A 17,733-nucleotide genomic window follows, 5' to 3' on the forward strand; every position below is an offset into this window, starting at 1 on the left:
TCAGTTGAATTTCCAGGTGTCGGGGACGCGGTGTCCGATCTCATCCGCAAACGTGTCCAGAAACCGAAGCATGTGAGACACCCGTTTGCGTGCCAATTCACGCCCGCCTTCGGTCAACATGTCTGCCGGCAGGCCCAGCAGTTTAACCTTCCAATGATCGATTGAAAATCTCAGGTCATCCAGATCGCGGGCTTCGGCGAAGGGGTCATCCGGGTCATACAACGCTCGCCCCAAAGCTCCGGCAACGACGAAAGTACGCGCGATGCCGATGGCACCCAGCGCGTCCAGCCGATCCGCATCGCGCAGGATTCGGGCTTCCGGCGAACGCGGCGGGATATTGGCCGAGAAACTATGCGCCTCGATGGCATGTTTGACCGAGCGGATCGCGGCCTCATCAAAGCCCAAACCTTTCAGAATAGGCTCTGATATTGCGGCAGACTTGCGGGATGCAAGATGGCGATCCGGATCGTTTTTCGGCAGGTTGACCAGATCGTGCAGGTAGCAAGCGGCCACAAGAACCTTGCCGTCAGCCTGTTCGACGGCAATGGTACGCGCATTGTTCCAAACCCGGTCCAGATGCGCCATATCATGCGCCGGATCGGTCTCCATGCGCTGCGCAACAGCGGCGCGTAGGCGGGCGCGCAGATCAGCCGATATGGCCACGGTTCTCGCCGATCTGACCCCGGTGCAACAGCAGGTGGTCAAGGATCACGCAAGCCATCATCGCCTCACCCACCGGTACCGCACGGATACCGACGCAGGGGTCGTGGCGGCCCTTGGTGATGATCTCGGTCTCTTCGCCGGATTTGGTGATGGTCTTGCGGGTGGTCAGGATCGATGACGTGGGCTTGACCGCAAAGCGCACCACGACGTCCTGTCCAGTCGAGATGCCGCCCAGAATCCCTCCTGCATGGTTGCTGCTGTATTGCGGCCCGTTCTGACCCATGAAAATCTCATCCGCGTTGGCCTCACCCGTCAGTTCGGCGGCAGCCATACCTTCGCCGATCTCAACGCCTTTTACCGCGTTGATCGACATCATCGCAGCGGCCAGATCAGTGTCTAACTTGGCGTAAACGGGCGCTCCGATCCCGGCAGGGACACCGCGCGCGACGACTTCAACCACCGCACCGACCGAATTGCCGGACTTGCGCAGCCCATCCAGATATGCGGCCCAATCCTCGGCGGCTGTCGCGTCAGGCGTCCAGAACGGGTTCTGTTCGATCTGGGACCAGTCGAAATTGGCGCGGTCGATCTTATACGGACCGATCTGGGTCATGTAGCCGGTGATCTGCACATTCGGCGCGATCTGTTTGATGGCTTCGCGGGCCAGGCCCCCGGCGGCTACGCGCGAGGCGGTTTCCCGGGCCGAACTGCGCCCACCGCCACGATAATCGCGGATACCGTATTTCTGCCAATAGGTGATATCGGCATGACCGGGGCGGAACTTTTCCATGATGTCGCCGTAGTCTTTCGAGCGTTGATCGGTGTTCTCGATCATCAGCTGCACGGGCGTACCGGTGGTCTGCCCTTCGAACACGCCGGACAGGATTTTCACCTGATCGGGCTCGCGCCGCTGGGTGGTGAACTTGTTCTGTCCCGGTTTGCGCTTGTTCAACCAGTGCTGGATCATCGCCGCATCAATCGCCACACCCGGAGGGCAGCCATCCACAGTGGCACCCAAAGCGGGCCCGTGGCTTTCGCCCCAGGTGGTGACGCGAAAAAGATGTCCAAAGCTGTTCATCGACATAAGGCGTGCTCCTTCTGAGCGTCGTGATTAGCGGGCAAGGCCCGCAGCCTCAAGCGGATTTGCGGTTGGGGCGCCCTTTCCCCAACCGCGCTACATTCATGCGGCGGCTGTCAACCCGGCCCGCGTTGCGGCGATTTTCAGCGCTGCCTGTGCCGCCTCGCGCCCCTTATCCACGAAATGGGCGCGGTATATGGCGTTGTGATGATCGGTTTCCTGATACTGGTGCGGTGTCAGCGACACAGACAGAACCGGAATCCCGGTATCCATCCCGGCGCGCATCAGCCCGTCGACCACGGCTTGCGCGACGAAATCATGCCGGTAGATGCCGCCATCGACCACAAAGGCGGCGCAGGCCACAGCTGTATAGCGCCCGGTCTGGGCCAGATCGCGGGCCAGCAGGGGCATCTCGAACGCGCCGGGGACGTCGAAGACATCGACTTGATCAGCCGGGATCAGCTCAAGAAAGCCATCCAGCGCGCGGTCGACGATATCGGAATGCCAGTTGGCCTTCACAAAAGCATAGCGGGTGTGTGTCATCTGGACCTCCTGAGTTAACTGACACGTCACCCAAGGCGATCACGAACAGCCGCGCCGCATCACTGGCGCACTGCACGTTCTCTTTCATCCGGACTTTAACCGTCGGCTCTGGCTTCTCACCAGATCTGCTGACACCCTTTTGTGGTTCCACAATTTGTCCGAAAACCGGTTCCCACTTTTCGGATCGTGGACACGTTGGGCCGCTCGCGGGCTTACGGGTCAGCGCCCGCATACCGCCGGTGGGGAATTCCGCCCCGCCCTGAGAACAGCGTGACTTTGCCAAGGGACGGGCGGATCCGCAAGAGCATCATGCGCCCAGGAATTATCGGGTTTCGTTTCCGCCACCGTATTGTAAGCTCTGCCCAACCAAGGAGAGCGCGAATGAAACTCTACCACAGCCTGACCTCACCCTATGTGCGCAAGGTTATGGTTTTGCTGCACGAAACGGACCAGTTGCAGGACGTTGAGCTTGAAACGGTGGCCGGTACGCCAATATCCCCTGCGGCATCGTTGCTCAGCAAGGCCCCTTTGACAAAGGTTCCGGCGCTTGAGCGCCCAGATGGACCCACCTTGTTCGACAGCCGTGTGATCTGCGGGTTTCTGGATGCACGCGCCGGAGGGCGGCTTTACCCGGACGGGACGCGTCGCTGGGATGTATTGACTTTGGAAGCGCTGGCCGACGGCATTCTGGATGCGGCCCTTCTGATGACCTACGAAGACCGCTTGCGTCCGGCTGAAAAGAAATGGGACGACTGGGTTGAGGCGCAATGGGTCAAGATAGATCGGGCCTGCGCGGCACTGAACCAGCGCTGGATGGCGCATTTGTCCGGTTCCTTGGATATGGGTCAAGTGGCGGTGGCATGTGCGCTAGGGTATCTGGACCTGCGTCACGATGCGCGCGGCTGGCGCCGGGGCAATGACGCGCTGGCGACCTGGTACGCAGAGTTCAGCAAGCGGCCCAGCATGGAAGCGACCCGCCCGCCAAACTGATCTGCGCAACGGGCCGCGGGCAGAAGTCCCGCGCTCGGCCCGGTCTAGCGCCCGGCCTAATCGCTGAAGGTAGCCAGATAGGCGGCGATATCGTCTGCGCCTTTCTTCAGCTTGACGCTCATGTTCGGGCGCGCGGTTTCATCCTGCAAATAGTCGCGAATGAATCCGATCGGGTCCTGTGAGTAAGCGGCGATATTGTCTTCGTTCCAAACAAGGCCCTCCTCTCCTGCCCGGATCATGTCGTCGGTGAACATGCCGATGGGAAGACGTTCGCTGCCATAGCGATAGTCGTTCTCGGACCCGGCAACGCGGCCGATAACACCGTAGAGATTCGGTCCGGTAATGCCGCCTTTCACCAGTACCTCGCCATCCTTGATGATCGCGTGGCACGATGAGCAGCGGTTGTACATTTGCTCGCCTTTGGCAGGATCGCCAGCAGCGGTGACTTGGGTGGACAATGCAATCGTTAACAGAACGACGGCCAAGGGGGTCTTTGACATCTGAGGCTCCTGATCGACGTTCGCGCGAACCGGGATTTCCGGCATTCACGCAAAAAGTGCAACAGGAAATGCCAAGGGTGCCGGTCAAAAAAATGGTCTATTTCAGGGGTATAATTTAACCCGGAACAAACCGGCTTCTGAGTGTTGGATCTTGCAGAATTTCGCATCAATCCAGTGCTGGCGGACCCGCCTGAACAGTCAACCGGAACGCATGTGCCGCGACCGAATCAATCCGCATCGATTCGGAGAAACATGAAAAGATGTGTGTCCGAGACACCAAAAACACCCGTGCCAACAGACAAATTACACAGATGCGGCGTATTGCGCGTTTATGACCGCTGGACGAATTCTATTTGCGTCGATAGACAGCGCGGTTAAGACACCGCATTCGTGCGGTGCGCGAGCTATTTGCCCGTCCGCGGGCGCCAGACAATCGGAGAAAACCTCGTGTCCCACGCAGAAGACCACGAAGGCACCCGCAGAGACTTCCTGTACTACGTCGCTGGCGGCGCAGGTGTCGTTGCAACCGGTGCAGCCGTATGGCCCCTGATCAACCAGATGAACCCTTCGGCAGACGTTCAGGCCCTGTCCTCGATCCGCACTGACGTAGGTGGGGTAGAGCCGGGTACACAGCTGACAGTTAAATGGCTGGGCAAACCCGTGTTTATCCGTCACCGTACCGGTGCCGAGATTGCCGAAGCGCAGCAACAGGACGAGGAAGCGGTCGGCAACCTGCCCGATCCGCTGGCCCGCAACTTCAACATCAACGCGGACGCCCCCGCAACCGATGCCAACCGTGTGATGCCGTCGCCCGAGGGCGAAGCCGCAGGCGCCTGGATCGTTCAGATGGGTGTTTGCACCCACCTGGGCTGTGTGCCTCTGGGGGACGCTGGTGATTTCGGTGGCTGGTTCTGCCCCTGCCACGGCTCGCACTATGATCTGGCGGGCCGGATCCGCAAGGGTCCCGCGCCGGAAAACCTTCCGATCCCACCGGTTGAGTGGGTCGACGCAACAACCATCAAACTCGGCTAAGGGAGACCCAACTTATGTCCGGAATTCCCCACGATCACTACGAGCCGAAGTCCAGCGGCGAAAAGTGGCTGCACAGCCGCTTGCCCATTGTCGGCCTGCTGTATGACACCCTGATGATCCCAACTCCCAAGAACCTGAACTGGTGGTGGATCTGGGGCATCGTTCTGGCGTTCTGCCTGGCGCTGCAAATCGTCACCGGCATCATTCTGGTGATGCATTACACCCCGCATGTCGATCTGGCCTTTGCCAGTGTCGAGCACATCATGCGCAACGTGAATGGCGGCTATTTCATCCGCTACCTGCACATGAACGGCGCGTCGCTGTTCTTCGTCGCGGTCTATATCCACATGTTCCGTGGTCTGTACTACGGCTCATACAAAGCCCCGCGTGAGATCACGTGGATCATCGGTATGCTGATCTACCTGATGATGATGGGCACGGCGTTCATGGGCTATGTTCTGCCCTGGGGTCAGATGTCCTTCTGGGGCGCGACCGTGATCACCGGCCTGTTTGGCGCGATCCCGTTTGTGGGTGATGCGCTGCAGACTTGGCTGCTGGGCGGACCCGCAGTGGACAACGCCACGCTGAACCGCTTCTTCTCGTTGCACTATCTGCTGCCTTTCATCATCGCGGCACTGGTCGTGGTGCATATCTGGGCGTTCCACACCACCGGCAACAACAACCCCACGGGTGTCGAAGTGCGTCGCGCTTCCAAAGCCGAAGCGGACAAGGATACCCTGCCCTTCTGGCCGTATTTCGTGATCAAGGACCTGTTCGCGCTGGCCGTGATCCTGGTCGTGTTCTGGGCGATTGTTGGCTTCATGCCGAACTATCTGGGCCACCCGGACAACTACATCGAAGCCAACCCGCTGGTCACGCCAGCGCATATCGTGCCCGAATGGTACTTCCTGCCCTTCTACGCGATCCTGCGGGCCTTCACCGGCGAGGTCTGGGTTGTGCAGTTTGCCAGCTTCATCACCGGTGGCATCATCGACGCGAAGTTCTTTGGGGTTCTGGCGATGTTCGGTGCGATCCTGGCGATGGCTCTGGCCCCCTGGCTGGACACCTCGACCGTGCGATCGGGCAAGTATCGCCCGATGTTCAAATGGTGGTTCTATCTGCTGATCATCGACTTCTTTGCCCTGATGTGGCTGGGTGCGATGCCTGCGGAAGAACCCTATGCAACCTTCTCGCTGATCGCATCTGCATACTGGTTCGCCTATTTCTTCGTGATCCTGCCGATCCTTGGGGTGATTGAGAAACCTCTGACACCGCCTGAGACGATCGAAGAAGACTTCAACGCGCATTATGGCAAGGCTGACGCCGACGCCTCACCCGCAGCGGCTCCGGCCGAGTAAGAAGAGGGACCGGAAACCATGTTCAAGAAACTTGCAATCGGCGCTGCGTTTGCCCTGGCCCTTGCCCCTGCCGCATCTTACGCGGCCGGTGGAGCGGGACATGTCGAGGATTTCGACTTTTCGTTTGAAGGTCCGTTTGGCACCTGGGATCAGAACCAGCTGCAACGCGGTCTTCAGGTCTATACCGAGGTTTGCGCCGCATGCCACGGCCTGCAATACGTCCCTCTGCGCGACTTGAAAGCGCTGGGGTATTCGGAAGAGCAGGTCATCACCTACGCGGCTGACAACTTCGAGGTTTTTGATCCCGAACAGGACGATTTCCGCCCGGCGATCCCGACCGACCATTTCCCGGCCAATACCGCAGCCGGCGCACCTGACCTGAGCCTGATGGCCAAGGCCCGTGCGGGTTTCCACGGCCCCTATGGCCTGGGTATCAACCAGTTGGTCAAAGGCATGGGGGGTGCAGAATACATCGCCTCTCTGTTGGATGGCTACACCGGCAAAGAGAAGGAAGAGGCAGGCACGATCCTGTACGAAAACAAAGCCTTCCCCGGTGGCTGGATCTCGATGGCACCGCCGATTTCAGAAGATCAGGTTGAATTCGCGGATGGCCACCCGGCCACGGTCGAAGCCATGTCAGAAGACGTCGCGGCCTTCCTGATGTGGGCTGCTGAACCCAAAATGATGGATCGTAAAAACGCGGGCTTCGTCGGCGTGATCTTCCTGACAGTCCTGTCGGTGCTTCTGTATTTGGTGAACAAGCGCTTGTGGGCACCGCACAAAGGCAAGATACGCAAAGACTAACGGTCTTTGTATGTCCGAAAATGAAGACCCCCGCGCCGAAAGGCTGCGGGGGTTTTTCTTTGTAACCTAAAAAAAAGGGGCCAGCCCCTTCTTGGCCTGCGGCCAATTCATCCCCGGGATATTTTTGGCCAGATGAAGATCGGATCAGGCTGTGAGTTGGGTCTTGGTCTGTCCGGTGATCGAAGTGGTCACGATCTGGCCTTCAGGTTGCGGCGCGCTGAACGAGACCTCGGTGAACTGTTCGGTGCGGCCCATATGCCGGTTTTCCATCAGGATGCGATGGGTTCTGCCGATCTGGGCAGAGAGGTGTTTGGCAATTTGAGCCTCTCCCGCTGCGCGTAGGCGAGCCGCGCGGGATTTTATGACATTGCCATTGACTTGCTGCGGTATGCGAGCGGCTGGGGTGCCTTCGCGTTTCGAGTATGGGAAGACATGCAGCCAGGTCAGGCCGCAGTCGGCGACCAGTTTCAGCGAGTTTTCGAAATGGGCGTCGGATTCGGTTGGGAAGCCGGCAATGATATCTGCACCGAATGTCATGTCCGGGCGCAGCTTGCGGGCCTCTTCGGTGAAGCGGATGGCGTCATCGCGCAGGTGGCGGCGTTTCATCCGCTTCAGGATCAGGTCGTCGCCGTGTTGCAGTGACAGGTGCAGATGCGGCATCAGGCGCGGCTGGGTTGCGATGGCCTGCATCAGGTTCTCGTCCACTTCGATTGAGTCGATCGAGCTGATCCGCAGGCGCGGCAGATCGGGAACCAGTTTGAGAATGCGCATGACCAGATCGCCGAGTTTCGGCTGGGCGGGAAGGTCGGCACCCCACGAGGTCAGATCGACACCGGTCAGTACAACTTCGTTATAGCCTTTGTCCACCAGCCGCTTGATCTGATCCACAACAACGCCCGCAGGGACGCTGCGCGAATTGCCGCGGCCATAGGGGATGATGCAAAATGTACAGCGGTGATCACAGCCGTTCTGAACCTGCACGTAAGCGCGAGAGCGGGTACCAAACCCGTCAATCAGGTGACCCGCGGTTTCCGTCACGGACATGATGTCATCGACCTGAACCGCCTCGGTCTCACCGATGAAATCGGCAGCCATGCCTTTCCAGGTTTCAGGCCGCATCTTTTCGGTATTGCCGATGACGGCATCAACCTCTGTCATCGCCGAGAATGTTTGTGGTTCGGTCTGCGCCGCGCATCCGGTGACGATCAGACGAGCGTTTGGGTTTTCGCGGCGCAGCTTGCGAATCTCTTGCCGAGCCTTACGCACAGCCTCGGCGGTGACGGCGCAGGTATTCACGATCACCGCGTCGGTCAGACCGGCCTGCTGCGACAATTCCTTCATCGCTTCGGTCTCATAGGCGTTCAGGCGACAGCCCAAAGTGGTGAATTTTGGGGCACTCATAGCAGCGACCTCAGAAACTCGGGCGTCAGAGAGCCCGAGAAGACATGGGCCGTTGGCCCCGTCATCCAAACGCCATCGTCTCGCCAGTCAATCCAGATCGTGCCGCCATCCAGCTCGATCTGGACCTTTCGCCCGGTCAGGTCCCTGCGCGCGGCGGCAACTGCCGTGGCGCAAGAGGATGACCCTGAGGCCAGTGTGATCCCCACGCCGCGCTCCCAGACGCGCATGCGGATATGGTCAGGGCCAATCACCTGCGCGACCTGCACATTGGTGCGTTCAGGGTAGAGAGGATGGTATTCGTAGCGCGACCCGAATTCGGTTAGCGGAATTGCTTCGGCATCTTCGACAAAGAAGGTGCAATGCGGATTGCCCATTCCGGTGGCTGTGGGCGCGCCTTCGATGGGGAGCGCGAGCGTGTCCATCTCTTCGGCCAACGGCACGTCACGCCAATCCAGCTGAGGCGGGCCCATATTCACCGAAGTCAACCCATCCCCGACATCTTCCGCGCGCAAAGTGCCCCGCTCTGTGGATAGAGAGAGCTTGGTTTTACCACTCTCCTCCATCAGAAACCGGGCAATGCAGCGGGTGGCGTTCCCGCAGGCACCTGCGGTTGAGCCATCTGCATTGTAGAAAACCAGATGTGCGTCGTCCTGGCCGTTCTCGATGACGGCCAACTGGTCAAACCCCACGCCGAATTGACGGTGACCTATTGCCTTTGCCACAGCCGGGCTGATCTTTATCGCGTGCGCGCGTGCGTCAACAATGACAAAGTCATTGCCCAGCCCGTGCATCTTCATGAAGGGCAATTCGGTGTCGAGTATCTGTTGCATGGCGGGCATATAACCTTGCTCAGAACATGAATCCACCCTATCGCGAAGATTCCTGAAAAAAGGGGTTGACCCCCCCGCGCCACCTGCCTAATTAAGCCGCCTATCGGGTCGCTGGAAACACTGATTATGCTGGCGAAACGAGGTGCGAAATAGGGTCTTGAAGCCGATTGGCAAAATACCTTACAGAGCGCCACGGATCATCAAGATCCAACAAAAGAGTGGGCCGTTAGCTCAGTTGGTAGAGCAACTGACTTTTAATCAGTGGGTCGCAGGTTCGAATCCTGCACGGCTCACCACTTTTTTCAAAGGGTTAGCAAGAATAGGCGAGAATTTCTCCCGCCTACAGCAACCACCTAGCAACCACGCGGCATAGATTGACGTAGAAACGTGTAGAAAACCGTTTCGTCGAACGCGTGGATTTTCTCTTTTGGTGAGTCCGTAAGGCATTATTATTATGATGCTTTTTGACAAGTCGAAGAGTTTTTGGTACACTGACAAAGTACAGAGCGGCAAGTGACTGTCGCGTGTAGCTTCCAAAATAGCACAAATAATTTGTACTGCGACGCTTAGAAAAGCGAAGCTGTGACCGCCTGTACGACATCACAACAATCAAAATCCTCAAAAAGCACTGGAGCTTTCCATGACGGACAGCAAAATCTCTTCGCATGTCAAATTGACAGCAGACATGTCCCCCGCTCAGAAGAACCAAGTATTGAACGACCATTTTCGAAAGACAGGTGAAGGTGGGGTTGTCATGATCTCAATGGGAGTACATCTGCTTGGCAGAGCCACCGTTGACATGATCATGAAACAACTCGCCGGAGACGCGGGTGACAAAAGTGTGGAACCCGGCGGAGAGCATGACGTTGGTTCAATCAAGGTCAGCAATCGAACCATTGATTGGGAAATCAACTACTACAACAAAGACCTTGATGACGAGTCACCTGACCCGACTGATCCACAGCGGACAACAAGGTATTTGGCGATTTTGCTTTCTACAGAGTACTGACTCATATGGCTCGTTTCCAATAAAGGAGGCGAGCCTAACTCCTTTTGCGTAAACCAAAGTGCCGTCCGCGCTAGCTACTTACGAACGTAATCACTTCATCACCACCATATTGGTAAGTGAATCCAATGAGGTACTCTTGTGGTACTTCATAGTCATGAGCGTATGACAACTGTTTTGCGAGGCGGCTTGCTTCTCCGGACTTTACCCATTTTTGATTGGGGTCTAGGCCCCGTAAACACATATAGAAAACAGTTCTCAAGTCATCTTCTTCGGAATCCTTCCGAAAGCGACCACCGTTAGCTACGACCCGACGTTCCATTTCTTCTTTTAGGGCTGAAACCCAACCAGCGTTGTGACACTCGTCAACCAACTGATAAACTAGCCGCTTCAACACACTTTTGGCGTGATAGATGGGCGGTAAACCCATCTCTTCTTTCAGACCTTTGTAGAACTCTACAATCTGAGTAATTTCGACCAAGATGTCATCTATCACAATAGTGAACTCTTCGGTGCTTTCGGGAAAATCTACAAGATCTGCGTTCACGTCGAAATATGACCAATTGGGTTTCTTGTTGCGCGTACTCATGGAAATCTCAATCATCCTACATTTGAGTTGGCACCACTTTACTGCGACTTTTAAAAGTCTCAAGCAAATTTCTCCGATTCGAGAGAACCGGCTAACTCATTGTTTATGAATGATAAATTGTGACCACTTTCTGTGGAGTTCGTAGGATGCGTATGTCACCCTTACTGGGAGGGCTGAGTGTCACTTTCTGTTTCGGCAACTCAGCCTCTAACCACTGAAGGATACTCAAAATGACCCAACTTATGGGATTAGGAGAGGTTTGCCAGGTCAAACCTAAGGGAGCTCTCGCTCCGGCTTTTTTGTCAGAGAAGCAAGCTGCATCTTATCTGAACATGTCGGTGCAATGGCTTAGGAAGCCGCGGAAGTTCTCGCGGATCGCGCGTTCGGGCGCTTTCACGAACGAATTCGGGCCCGGCTCAAGCGGTTTGTCGATTCGGAACGCATCTTTCGGCAGAGTCCACTGGATGGAGCCGTCGTCGCAGTAGCCGAAACGGCTAGACTCGCCTTGGTGAATAATGGTGCAAACCACCGTTTCTTGGCACGTTTCCAATAGCTGTCATTGGAGCGGTCGCAGTTAAGGCTCACTTTGTTGCGCGGCCCGGACGTACAAGCACGGAATGGTTCAGCACTGCTTCAGTCGCGCTATGACTGCAACTACCCCAGGCAAAGTAATGCGTAGAATTGTTGCGAATGTGAAGATGACCTCGATTGTTTAGTCATACCTAAAGATAGTCCCCGTATTTCCTAGCAAAGCTTGGGTTACTGGGTGCTTCGGATTGAAAATCAATAATTTATTTCCAGCCCTCATTGATAAGGATGCCAATTCCGTCGCCATTCCAAATGCTCCTAGGCTCTTTCACTTGCCTAGCTGACCAATGAGTGAGTGAATCAAGTTCGTTAGAGAAGTCTCGACCATCCCTTATTGCTTCGACGAATTTTCGCGCAGCTGGGTTGAAAGTAATGTTGAACCCAAAATCCTCTTTGAAAACCCTGTGGTTCTTGGCTTGTTGTAAATACAGTTCGTAAATTGGTGAGTAATACTCAGACCAAGTTTCTCGTTCGGTCTCAAGTTCAATGGGATCTTCCTGATCTGATGAAGGGTCTTCCCAAGCGAATGCGAGTTGTCTGCCACTAGCTCGATACAGCAGCGAACCTACGTGTAAGCTGCAAAGCGCCCCATCCACTTTGATGACCCTGTCGGCTTGGTTTTTGGCTTTCGCCAAAACAGCAGCGCTATACCCTGCGTTGCGACCCTTTGCTTCAAAAACCGCCCATCGAGCGGTTGTAGGATCATAGCCCAAGAGATCCGGTGATGACTTTCCACTCAGAAGCGTCAAGCCATGATTGGCTTTCATCCAATGCAAATGGATCAGCCAAGGAATATTAAGTAATTTGTGGGCACAAAGTTTGAGGAAAACCATTCCAAGATAGAAATTTACTCCACCTTTTTCAGTCGGATCCAAAGCATCAAAAAGGTCGGAGTTCGTTGCTTTATTTGGTGCAGTCACGAAATCCAAAGCACTCAGTACCATGTTCCAACGGAAACGAGCTTCATAGCGCGAATATTGACCATATGCAGTTACCGCTGCCTTGTGCTGTTTTCCTATCGTCAATGCCGCCCAGCACAGCTCAGCTTTTGAAAAACGCAATATCTTGTCCCCAGCTGGACCACCTGCTGGAAAGTTTGAACTATAAACTGGCAACTCAATCACTTGCAAACCTCACACTAACATCTGCTTTAGCGGGCTTTTCTATAACGGGTTCATCTCGTCCAGTTGGCATCCAAATACTGTAAATTTCGCGCCAACCCTTTGGAGTGCATCCGCAATTATGCTCAGATCCACAGGGCGCAGAAGAAGCACCTTCCAAGCTGTTAGTGTAGATGCGGGTATAAAGCCGCTCAGGCAGATATTGGTTGAGGATGAACCTGGGGATAAGCCTAATTCTTACACACTTTCTTTTGAGGGTGAGAAATTGGGGTGGATTAGCCCATCAATTTTCGCCCAGATCTTTTCTGCGCGTGCCTTCAAGAATAGATCGTAATTGTCTTCGTCAATTCCCATACCCTGTCTATCGATCAAGTGTGTTGCAAGCGTGGATTGCATCGAATGGTTTGCAGCCTGGAACCTAGGAATATACTCTTGAGGCGGCTTAGCATTTATTTGACGCTTGTTCAGATCGGCTCCAATCAATGTGATATTCACAACAGAATTTTCATTTCCAACCCCATTCGCGCGCAAGTGAGCTTTGGGGAAGAAGTGATGGAAGTTTTTTGAAGAGGCAATCTTGAGATAGCTGTTGTCCAGCAGAACTGTCCCGTCGTTGTGGAAATTACGGGGTTGCTCAAATGCAAGTAGGCAAAGGATTGCCTTACATAGCGAGTTGCCTGTCGCAAAGTTTGTGCTAATTAAATCGTCTGCGCTGCCGATGCCAATTGGGATGACCCAGTTTCGCTTTCCGCCTGCGATTACCTCATCAATTGCACGCTTATCAGCCGAGAGTTTCGATTCCACAGCAGACGAAAAGCGATAGCTAAGTACCGCACGCCAAAAGTACTCCCTCATACGCATATGATCGTCGCCTGTGGGTTCGTGGCGGTTGATGAAAAACCAGTATGCGAATGGGACGATCAACGAGTCGTATGGGAGTAGAGCTGACACTGGAATTCGATATGCAGTCCGGAAATGATCTACTGCACTTTTGATGGCGTTCGCCGCCTTTGGCCATGTTTCGATTAGCTTGGACTTATCTAAGTTAAGGATCGTCGCACGCTTGGCTTCGCCGGCTAAAACCAGAGCCAAGAGTTGCAGCATCGTGGAAGGTGAGACACCGTCGTAACCGACCTCTTCCAAATCACGTTCGATCTTTGTCCATTCGACCTGCATGTCGAATTTCTTCTCTTCGTCGTATGTTTTCGCAACCATGATTTCGAAAAGAGTGAGGACTGAACCACCTGTGTTGATCCGTGTAAAAACTTCAATCGCGCTATCTATGTCCTCGCGCGTCAGAGTTACGATGCTGAAGTCGTATGTAGCGAAAGCATGTTTGAATTTATCCGCGGTATCAAGATCGTCATCGGTCAATCCGAGTTCGCCGACCAACCGTTTCTCAATCCCACGATTCAACGACAGAACGTCTTTCAACGACACGCATTTGTGTGGTTGATGAGGGAGTTCGTGCGTAACAATTTGAGCGTCGTCGGATAGCAAGGGATCAAGATTGACATAGATTTCAGCAAAGTCAGTGACTCGTTTGGACCCAGCGCGTTCTATCTTTGCACCTTGGTATGCCGCGAATAGCGAAGTCATCCTTTGCTGACCGTCCAGAACATATTCAACCTGCCGATCATCAGGTGTGGGGGGCAAAGGAATGTTTCCTACATCCTTCACGTCTGCCATCCGCTGGTTGGTTTTCCAGAGGATAAAGGTGCCGATTGGATAGCCCTTTACGATACTGTCTAGAAGCGCTGCAGTCTTTTCAATTGGCCAAACAAAATCTCGTTGAAATTTCGGAATTTTGATGACGCCCTTCTCAATATCGTTAATGAGATCTAGATACTTCCGACTGTCAGGTTTCGGCTGTGGGCTAGGATTCGTCATCAATATGGTCCTGAAGTCTACAATTTAAACGCGAACCTAAATGGATACTTCGCGCCCGTCTAGATCAGGTAATGCACCTCCTGAAGAAAGATCGCACGAAGCTATCAGTGGCCATTTCTGCTATATAGCAGCCTCAACGTCCTAGATTGTAAGCCGACACAAAGCTTACGGTGCGCGTGTCTCTTATTTTTGATTTTTCCGCTAGCCTCTTCATGTCTCTGTCATTTTTGCAAGTATTTTGCAGAAAGCCTCCGCGCCAGTTGTTGCATCGGCCCAACGTGCGAATTCAACCACATCCATGCGTCTTTCACCAGTTTCGGACTTAGCGACGAACGACTGAACCGTGCCTAAACGTTCTGCAAGCGCTGCTTGCGTTAAGCCCGCTTGGAGTCTGGCTTCTTTGAGACCAGCAATCAAAATTTGATGCTTTCTGGTTCTGAGGGATTTCAATGTCAGGTGCCGTATTGATCAGTCGTTGGTGACCTGATAATCCCAAGTTAGAATAATCCCATTTTGGAATAAGGGTAACTAACTTGCTGAGAATACTTCTAACATTCCTCCTGATTTCTATAAGCAGCGCCAGTTCGGCACAGACAGAAATGGAGCGACGCAACCTTGAAACTGTATTCCGTGAGCTCGACCATACTTCACGCGAGCAGGCACAAGCTGAACTCCAGCAGCAGAACTTGTACCTGCAGCAGATTGACGGTCTCTGGGGTGCTGGTACCGAGCGAGCACTGCTCGCCGCGCTCTTTATGTTGAATGAAGTTGGAACCGATGTTTCGATAGGTACTGAAGCCGACGCGCAGTATTTCCTCGACTTCATCATTGCTGGTTCCGCACAGGGTCTCATTTTTGGTGAAGCCGATGAGCCTGAGGAGAGTATTGGCTTGCCAAGTTGGCTGGTGAACTACCTAACATTTGACGCTCAGATCGCCGATTGGCAACAAGCGACCCACCAGATCAAAGTAGCGTCTGCAGCAAACTATTACACGGCCCTGATTCCTTCTGACGCACATGTTCAGTACCTGATCCAAAGCGGACAGTTGCAGCTGATCGCAGAGCGCATCACACCATGCATGGATGAGATGATAGAGTTTGGTATACAAACCGGGCAAAAACGCGCGTCCGATCCTATTTACCCTGATTTTTCGCAGGTGTGCGCAGCGCTGGTCCTTCAATAGACCTCAAAACTTGCCGGTCTTTTTTGGGCCCAACCCGCCCTTCAACGTGGACGAGATCGACGCCGAGAAGATGAAGGACGACAACCGGCCGGCAGCCCGCTGTGCGCGGCCGGGCAAAAGCCCTTCGTCTGAAGCTCAGGTTGCAGTGGTGACCTTCGCTTGAGCGCCAGATAAGTGAACTACAGGATAGACGTTACACCGCTGGAACGCAGCATCACTGGGCAGCAATAAGGGAATGGTTGTCCAAGAACGACGTCATTGCGCCGGAGTCTTGCCAGCGTGGCCAGAGCAAGGGTCGAAAATTGTGAAGGAGACTGGCAGAGGGGGTACAAGCCAGTCTCTTCATAAAGGGTAAGTGACAGTATGTGTTCGTGAGTTTAGACTGCCACATAACCCAAAGTGCAGATATTCGGGAAACCCCGTACTGCCCAATTTCATGACGAAACGGTTTGTTTCCACTTTGCAAACAGTAAGTTTCAAAATGAATCGTGGACACAATTTCGACATAATGCGATCCTGCGTTTGTGGGCGACATACTTGTATTTTAGAACGTTCTGGTTTTTCGACTGGATTTGAGGGGGTTAATTGGTTCGGTGTGTCGCCCAACGATCCCCAGCACAAACCGACAATCTCGACCAATGCCTTCCGTTTCGCCAAGGCGTTTGCCGCTGTTCTTTAATGAAACTATTACAATTCAAACAATCCGCCTGAATAGCGAGTAAATGCGGCGCGCCTTGAGTGGGTTTACGATTTTAATGAGGGCGAACGAGTTCCGTGCGTCGCACCAAGTCTCACCAGTTTCAGATGTCCTTTGCCGCTGCTGAGCATAGCCCAATTCTTGGATCACCCTCTCAGGTGTTGTTCGGAATCTGTACCACGCTGGTCTTCTGATTGCTTTTGCCTGATCGCTTCACACGCTTCTTCCATTGCCAGTACGGCCCTCTCCACCGCAATGGCAATTTCGGGATTGGCCTGTATCCAAGGGTTGTCTCCCACATTGGACTTGTACACTTCCGTCAGGATGTTTGCCGAATACAGGGCATCTTTTGCTACTTTGTGATCCATGCAAATACTCCTAGACAAGATATACTCAAGCAATGTGGAGAATTTTAGGTGAGTAAATGGATTGTGAGTTAAGCATGTGTTAATTTCCGTCAGGAGTTGGTGGTATGTTTTTTTATAGGTTTTTCATAAAGTTGCCTATAGCGGCGTTGGTACCGACCGTCTTGGCGCTTGAAGCAGCGGAAATGCAGGCTTCAGGCTTTGTTTCACGCTCGGATGATTTAGGGTCGGAGAAATGGTACATCTCCAAATACGAAAACCAGGCCGATTGGATTGATACAGCCTGGAGCCGGGACGCCGTGTACTACGATATCGAAGATGAAGCGATAGTATTGAATCTTTATCCCGCAGAAGACGGAACGGTTAAACGATTCGAGGGCGGTGAAGTGCAGCGCACTGGGCACACGTCTTTTGGTCGTTATGAGGTTGTTATGACCGCAGCACGCGGTGAAGGAGTAATTTCATCATTCTTTACATATACCGGACCGCATTTTGATGCGCCCCATGATGAAATCGATTTTGAGTTCTTAGGCGGCGACACAACCCAAGTTTTGCTTGGAATGTTCACAAATGGAGAAAGGTTGTCCGTCCGGTCCGTGAGTCTTGGATTTGATGCAGCAGATGAACCACATCTATATGCTTTTGAATGGCTACCCGACAGTTTAACCTGGTACGCGGACGGGCGAGAGCTTTTACGCGTGACGTCTCAAGAGGCACCAATCCCATCCAACCCCCAGAAGATATTTGCCAATATCTGGGTCAGTGGTGAGGAGCATAACGATTGGTCGGGTAGCGCGCCAAAAAGCACGCGAACCGAGGCTAGATACTACTGTGTTTCCTATCGCCCTAGTGAGGCAGAAACCGTTCAATGTTCGAACGAGTGGCCCAGCGACGGTTGAAGCGTATTGGTGGACAAATTTGCAATGGGGACCAACAGATGTTCGTTATACTCCAAGCCAATACAGGTCTGTGGAGTCAAAGCATCGATTGAATACCTTTGTCCGAAAGCAGCTCGTCCCGATAATACTTTTGCGCCAACTACGGGCTGCTTGAAGCCAAGATGTACTGAAGGTCTTCATCGCTCAGCTTTTTCG

At 54.0% G+C, this 17,733-nt stretch carries 18 protein-coding genes, 1 tRNA gene and 1 riboswitch; of the genes, 8 read left to right on the forward strand and 11 right to left on the reverse strand.

What is annotated here, in order from left to right:
- The 3 genes from ACR0L4_RS17780 to ACR0L4_RS17790 form a co-directional block, all read right to left on the reverse strand.
- On the reverse strand, positions 1-663 hold the full coding sequence (locus tag ACR0L4_RS17780) for an HD domain-containing protein (RefSeq protein WP_480514427.1): 663 nt from the start codon (positions 661-663) through the stop codon (positions 1-3).
- Entirely contained in the window at positions 647-1,747 is a 1,101-nt protein-coding gene (aroC, locus tag ACR0L4_RS17785; RefSeq protein WP_480514428.1) for a chorismate synthase, read from the reverse strand. Before aroC ends, ACR0L4_RS17780 begins: the two co-directional genes overlap by 17 nt.
- 96 nt (positions 1,748-1,843) lie before the next feature.
- Entirely contained in the window at positions 1,844-2,284 is a 441-nt protein-coding gene (locus ACR0L4_RS17790; RefSeq protein WP_480514429.1) for a 6,7-dimethyl-8-ribityllumazine synthase, read from the reverse strand.
- A gap of 72 nt (positions 2,285-2,356) precedes the next feature.
- Positions 2,357-2,555, reverse strand: a riboswitch (FMN riboswitch).
- Positions 2,556-2,665: 110 nt separating this feature from the next.
- On the opposite strand from ACR0L4_RS17790, the gene ACR0L4_RS17795 reads away from it, so the two are divergent.
- Positions 2,666-3,274, forward strand: coding sequence for a glutathione S-transferase (locus tag ACR0L4_RS17795; RefSeq protein ID WP_480514430.1), 609 nt, complete (start codon positions 2,666-2,668; stop codon positions 3,272-3,274).
- Positions 3,275-3,330: 56 nt separating this feature from the next.
- Here ACR0L4_RS17795 and ACR0L4_RS17800 read toward each other — a convergent pair whose 3' ends face one another.
- On the reverse strand, positions 3,331-3,774 hold the full coding sequence (locus ACR0L4_RS17800; protein WP_170753853.1) for a cytochrome c family protein: 444 nt from the start codon (positions 3,772-3,774) through the stop codon (positions 3,331-3,333).
- A gap of 447 nt (positions 3,775-4,221) precedes the next feature.
- Between ACR0L4_RS17800 and petA the strand changes: the two genes are divergently transcribed.
- Genes petA through ACR0L4_RS17815 form a run of 3 tightly spaced genes read left to right on the forward strand, consistent with a single transcriptional unit; the run spans position 4,222 to position 6,968 of the window.
- Positions 4,222-4,806, forward strand: coding sequence for a ubiquinol-cytochrome c reductase iron-sulfur subunit (gene petA / locus ACR0L4_RS17805; RefSeq protein WP_170753852.1), 585 nt, complete (start codon positions 4,222-4,224; stop codon positions 4,804-4,806).
- Between the two features lie 14 nt (positions 4,807-4,820).
- Positions 4,821-6,164 carry a cytochrome b gene (gene petB / locus ACR0L4_RS17810; protein WP_480514431.1) on the forward strand — a complete coding sequence of 448 codons (1,344 nt, stop codon included), beginning with the start codon at positions 4,821-4,823 and terminating at the stop codon, positions 6,162-6,164.
- Positions 6,165-6,182: 18 nt separating this feature from the next.
- Positions 6,183-6,968 (forward strand): cytochrome c1, encoded by a 786-nt coding sequence (locus tag ACR0L4_RS17815; RefSeq protein ID WP_170753848.1) that lies wholly within the window; start codon positions 6,183-6,185, stop codon positions 6,966-6,968.
- 144 nt (positions 6,969-7,112) lie between these two features.
- On the opposite strand, the gene mtaB is transcribed toward ACR0L4_RS17815, so the two are convergent.
- Positions 7,113-8,369, reverse strand: a complete 1,257-nt coding sequence (gene mtaB / locus ACR0L4_RS17820) for a tRNA (N(6)-L-threonylcarbamoyladenosine(37)-C(2))-methylthiotransferase MtaB (protein ID WP_480514432.1) — start codon at positions 8,367-8,369, stop codon at positions 7,113-7,115.
- Positions 8,366-9,208, reverse strand: coding sequence for a diaminopimelate epimerase (dapF, locus tag ACR0L4_RS17825; RefSeq protein WP_480514433.1), 843 nt, complete (start codon positions 9,206-9,208; stop codon positions 8,366-8,368). The genes mtaB and dapF overlap by 4 nt, the downstream gene beginning before the upstream one ends.
- Positions 9,209-9,419: 211 nt before the next feature.
- On the opposite strand from dapF, the gene ACR0L4_RS17830 reads away from it, so the two are divergent.
- A tRNA-Lys gene (locus ACR0L4_RS17830) sits at positions 9,420-9,495 on the forward strand.
- Positions 9,496-9,839: 344 nt separating this feature from the next.
- Positions 9,840-10,208, forward strand: coding sequence for a DUF3768 domain-containing protein (locus ACR0L4_RS17835; protein ID WP_480514434.1), 369 nt, complete (start codon positions 9,840-9,842; stop codon positions 10,206-10,208).
- Between the two features lie 70 nt (positions 10,209-10,278).
- Here ACR0L4_RS17835 and ACR0L4_RS17840 read toward each other — a convergent pair whose 3' ends face one another.
- The 4 genes from ACR0L4_RS17840 to ACR0L4_RS17855 all read right to left on the reverse strand — a co-directional run bounded on the left by ACR0L4_RS17840 (position 10,279) and on the right by ACR0L4_RS17855 (position 14,843).
- Positions 10,279-10,794, reverse strand: a complete 516-nt coding sequence (locus ACR0L4_RS17840; RefSeq protein ID WP_170753839.1) for a hypothetical protein — start codon at positions 10,792-10,794, stop codon at positions 10,279-10,281.
- A 791-nt stretch (positions 10,795-11,585) separates the two neighbouring features.
- On the reverse strand, positions 11,586-12,506 hold the full coding sequence (locus ACR0L4_RS17845) for a hypothetical protein (RefSeq protein WP_170753825.1): 921 nt from the start codon (positions 12,504-12,506) through the stop codon (positions 11,586-11,588).
- A gap of 234 nt (positions 12,507-12,740) precedes the next feature.
- A complete protein-coding gene (locus tag ACR0L4_RS17850; protein ID WP_170753823.1) occupies positions 12,741-14,393 on the reverse strand; it encodes a DUF262 domain-containing protein in 1,653 nt (550 codons plus the stop codon).
- Positions 14,394-14,603: 210 nt separating this feature from the next.
- Positions 14,604-14,843, reverse strand: a complete 240-nt coding sequence (locus ACR0L4_RS17855; protein WP_170753820.1) for a helix-turn-helix domain-containing protein — start codon at positions 14,841-14,843, stop codon at positions 14,604-14,606.
- Positions 14,844-14,992: 149 nt separating this feature from the next.
- Between ACR0L4_RS17855 and ACR0L4_RS17860 the strand changes: the two genes are divergently transcribed.
- Positions 14,993-15,577 carry a hypothetical protein gene (locus ACR0L4_RS17860; RefSeq protein WP_480514435.1) on the forward strand — a complete coding sequence of 195 codons (585 nt, stop codon included), beginning with the start codon at positions 14,993-14,995 and terminating at the stop codon, positions 15,575-15,577.
- An 843-nt stretch (positions 15,578-16,420) separates the two neighbouring features.
- Here ACR0L4_RS17860 and ACR0L4_RS17865 read toward each other — a convergent pair.
- The gene (locus ACR0L4_RS17865) at positions 16,421-16,642 is read right to left on the reverse strand and encodes a hypothetical protein (protein ID WP_170753818.1); all 222 of its coding nucleotides are present in this window, start codon (positions 16,640-16,642) and stop codon (positions 16,421-16,423) included.
- Between the two features lie 104 nt (positions 16,643-16,746).
- On the opposite strand from ACR0L4_RS17865, the gene ACR0L4_RS17870 reads away from it, so the two are divergent.
- Entirely contained in the window at positions 16,747-17,538 is a 792-nt protein-coding gene (locus ACR0L4_RS17870) for a family 16 glycosylhydrolase (protein WP_480514436.1), read from the forward strand.
- Positions 17,539-17,733 lie beyond the last annotated feature (195 nt).

It is taken from the genome of Ruegeria sp. AB5 (genome assembly GCF_056542645.1).

Excerpts from the sequence above, each read along its gene's own strand:
- ACR0L4_RS17800 (WP_170753853.1), bottom strand. The coding sequence starts at position 3,774 with ATGTCAAAGACCCCCTTGGCCGTCGTTCTGTTAACGATTGCATTGTCC.
- ACR0L4_RS17860 (WP_480514435.1), top strand. The coding sequence starts at position 14,993 with ATGGAGCGACGCAACCTTGAAACTGTATTCCGTGAGCTCGACCATACT.
- ACR0L4_RS17865 (WP_170753818.1), bottom strand. The coding sequence starts at position 16,642 with ATGGATCACAAAGTAGCAAAAGATGCCCTGTATTCGGCAAACATCCTG.
- ACR0L4_RS17815 (WP_170753848.1), top strand. The coding sequence starts at position 6,183 with ATGTTCAAGAAACTTGCAATCGGCGCTGCGTTTGCCCTGGCCCTTGCC.
- ACR0L4_RS17850 (WP_170753823.1), bottom strand. The coding sequence starts at position 14,393 with ATGACGAATCCTAGCCCACAGCCGAAACCTGACAGTCGGAAGTATCTA.
- dapF (WP_480514433.1), bottom strand. The coding sequence starts at position 9,208 with ATGCCCGCCATGCAACAGATACTCGACACCGAATTGCCCTTCATGAAG.
- ACR0L4_RS17840 (WP_170753839.1), bottom strand. The coding sequence starts at position 10,794 with ATGAGTACGCGCAACAAGAAACCCAATTGGTCATATTTCGACGTGAAC.
- ACR0L4_RS17795 (WP_480514430.1), top strand. The coding sequence starts at position 2,666 with ATGAAACTCTACCACAGCCTGACCTCACCCTATGTGCGCAAGGTTATG.
- ACR0L4_RS17870 (WP_480514436.1), top strand. The coding sequence starts at position 16,747 with ATGTTTTTTTATAGGTTTTTCATAAAGTTGCCTATAGCGGCGTTGGTA.
- mtaB (WP_480514432.1), bottom strand. The coding sequence starts at position 8,369 with ATGAGTGCCCCAAAATTCACCACTTTGGGCTGTCGCCTGAACGCCTAT.
- aroC (WP_480514428.1), bottom strand. The coding sequence starts at position 1,747 with ATGTCGATGAACAGCTTTGGACATCTTTTTCGCGTCACCACCTGGGGC.
- petB (WP_480514431.1), top strand. The coding sequence starts at position 4,821 with ATGTCCGGAATTCCCCACGATCACTACGAGCCGAAGTCCAGCGGCGAA.
- ACR0L4_RS17835 (WP_480514434.1), top strand. The coding sequence starts at position 9,840 with ATGACGGACAGCAAAATCTCTTCGCATGTCAAATTGACAGCAGACATG.
- ACR0L4_RS17790 (WP_480514429.1), bottom strand. The coding sequence starts at position 2,284 with ATGACACACACCCGCTATGCTTTTGTGAAGGCCAACTGGCATTCCGAT.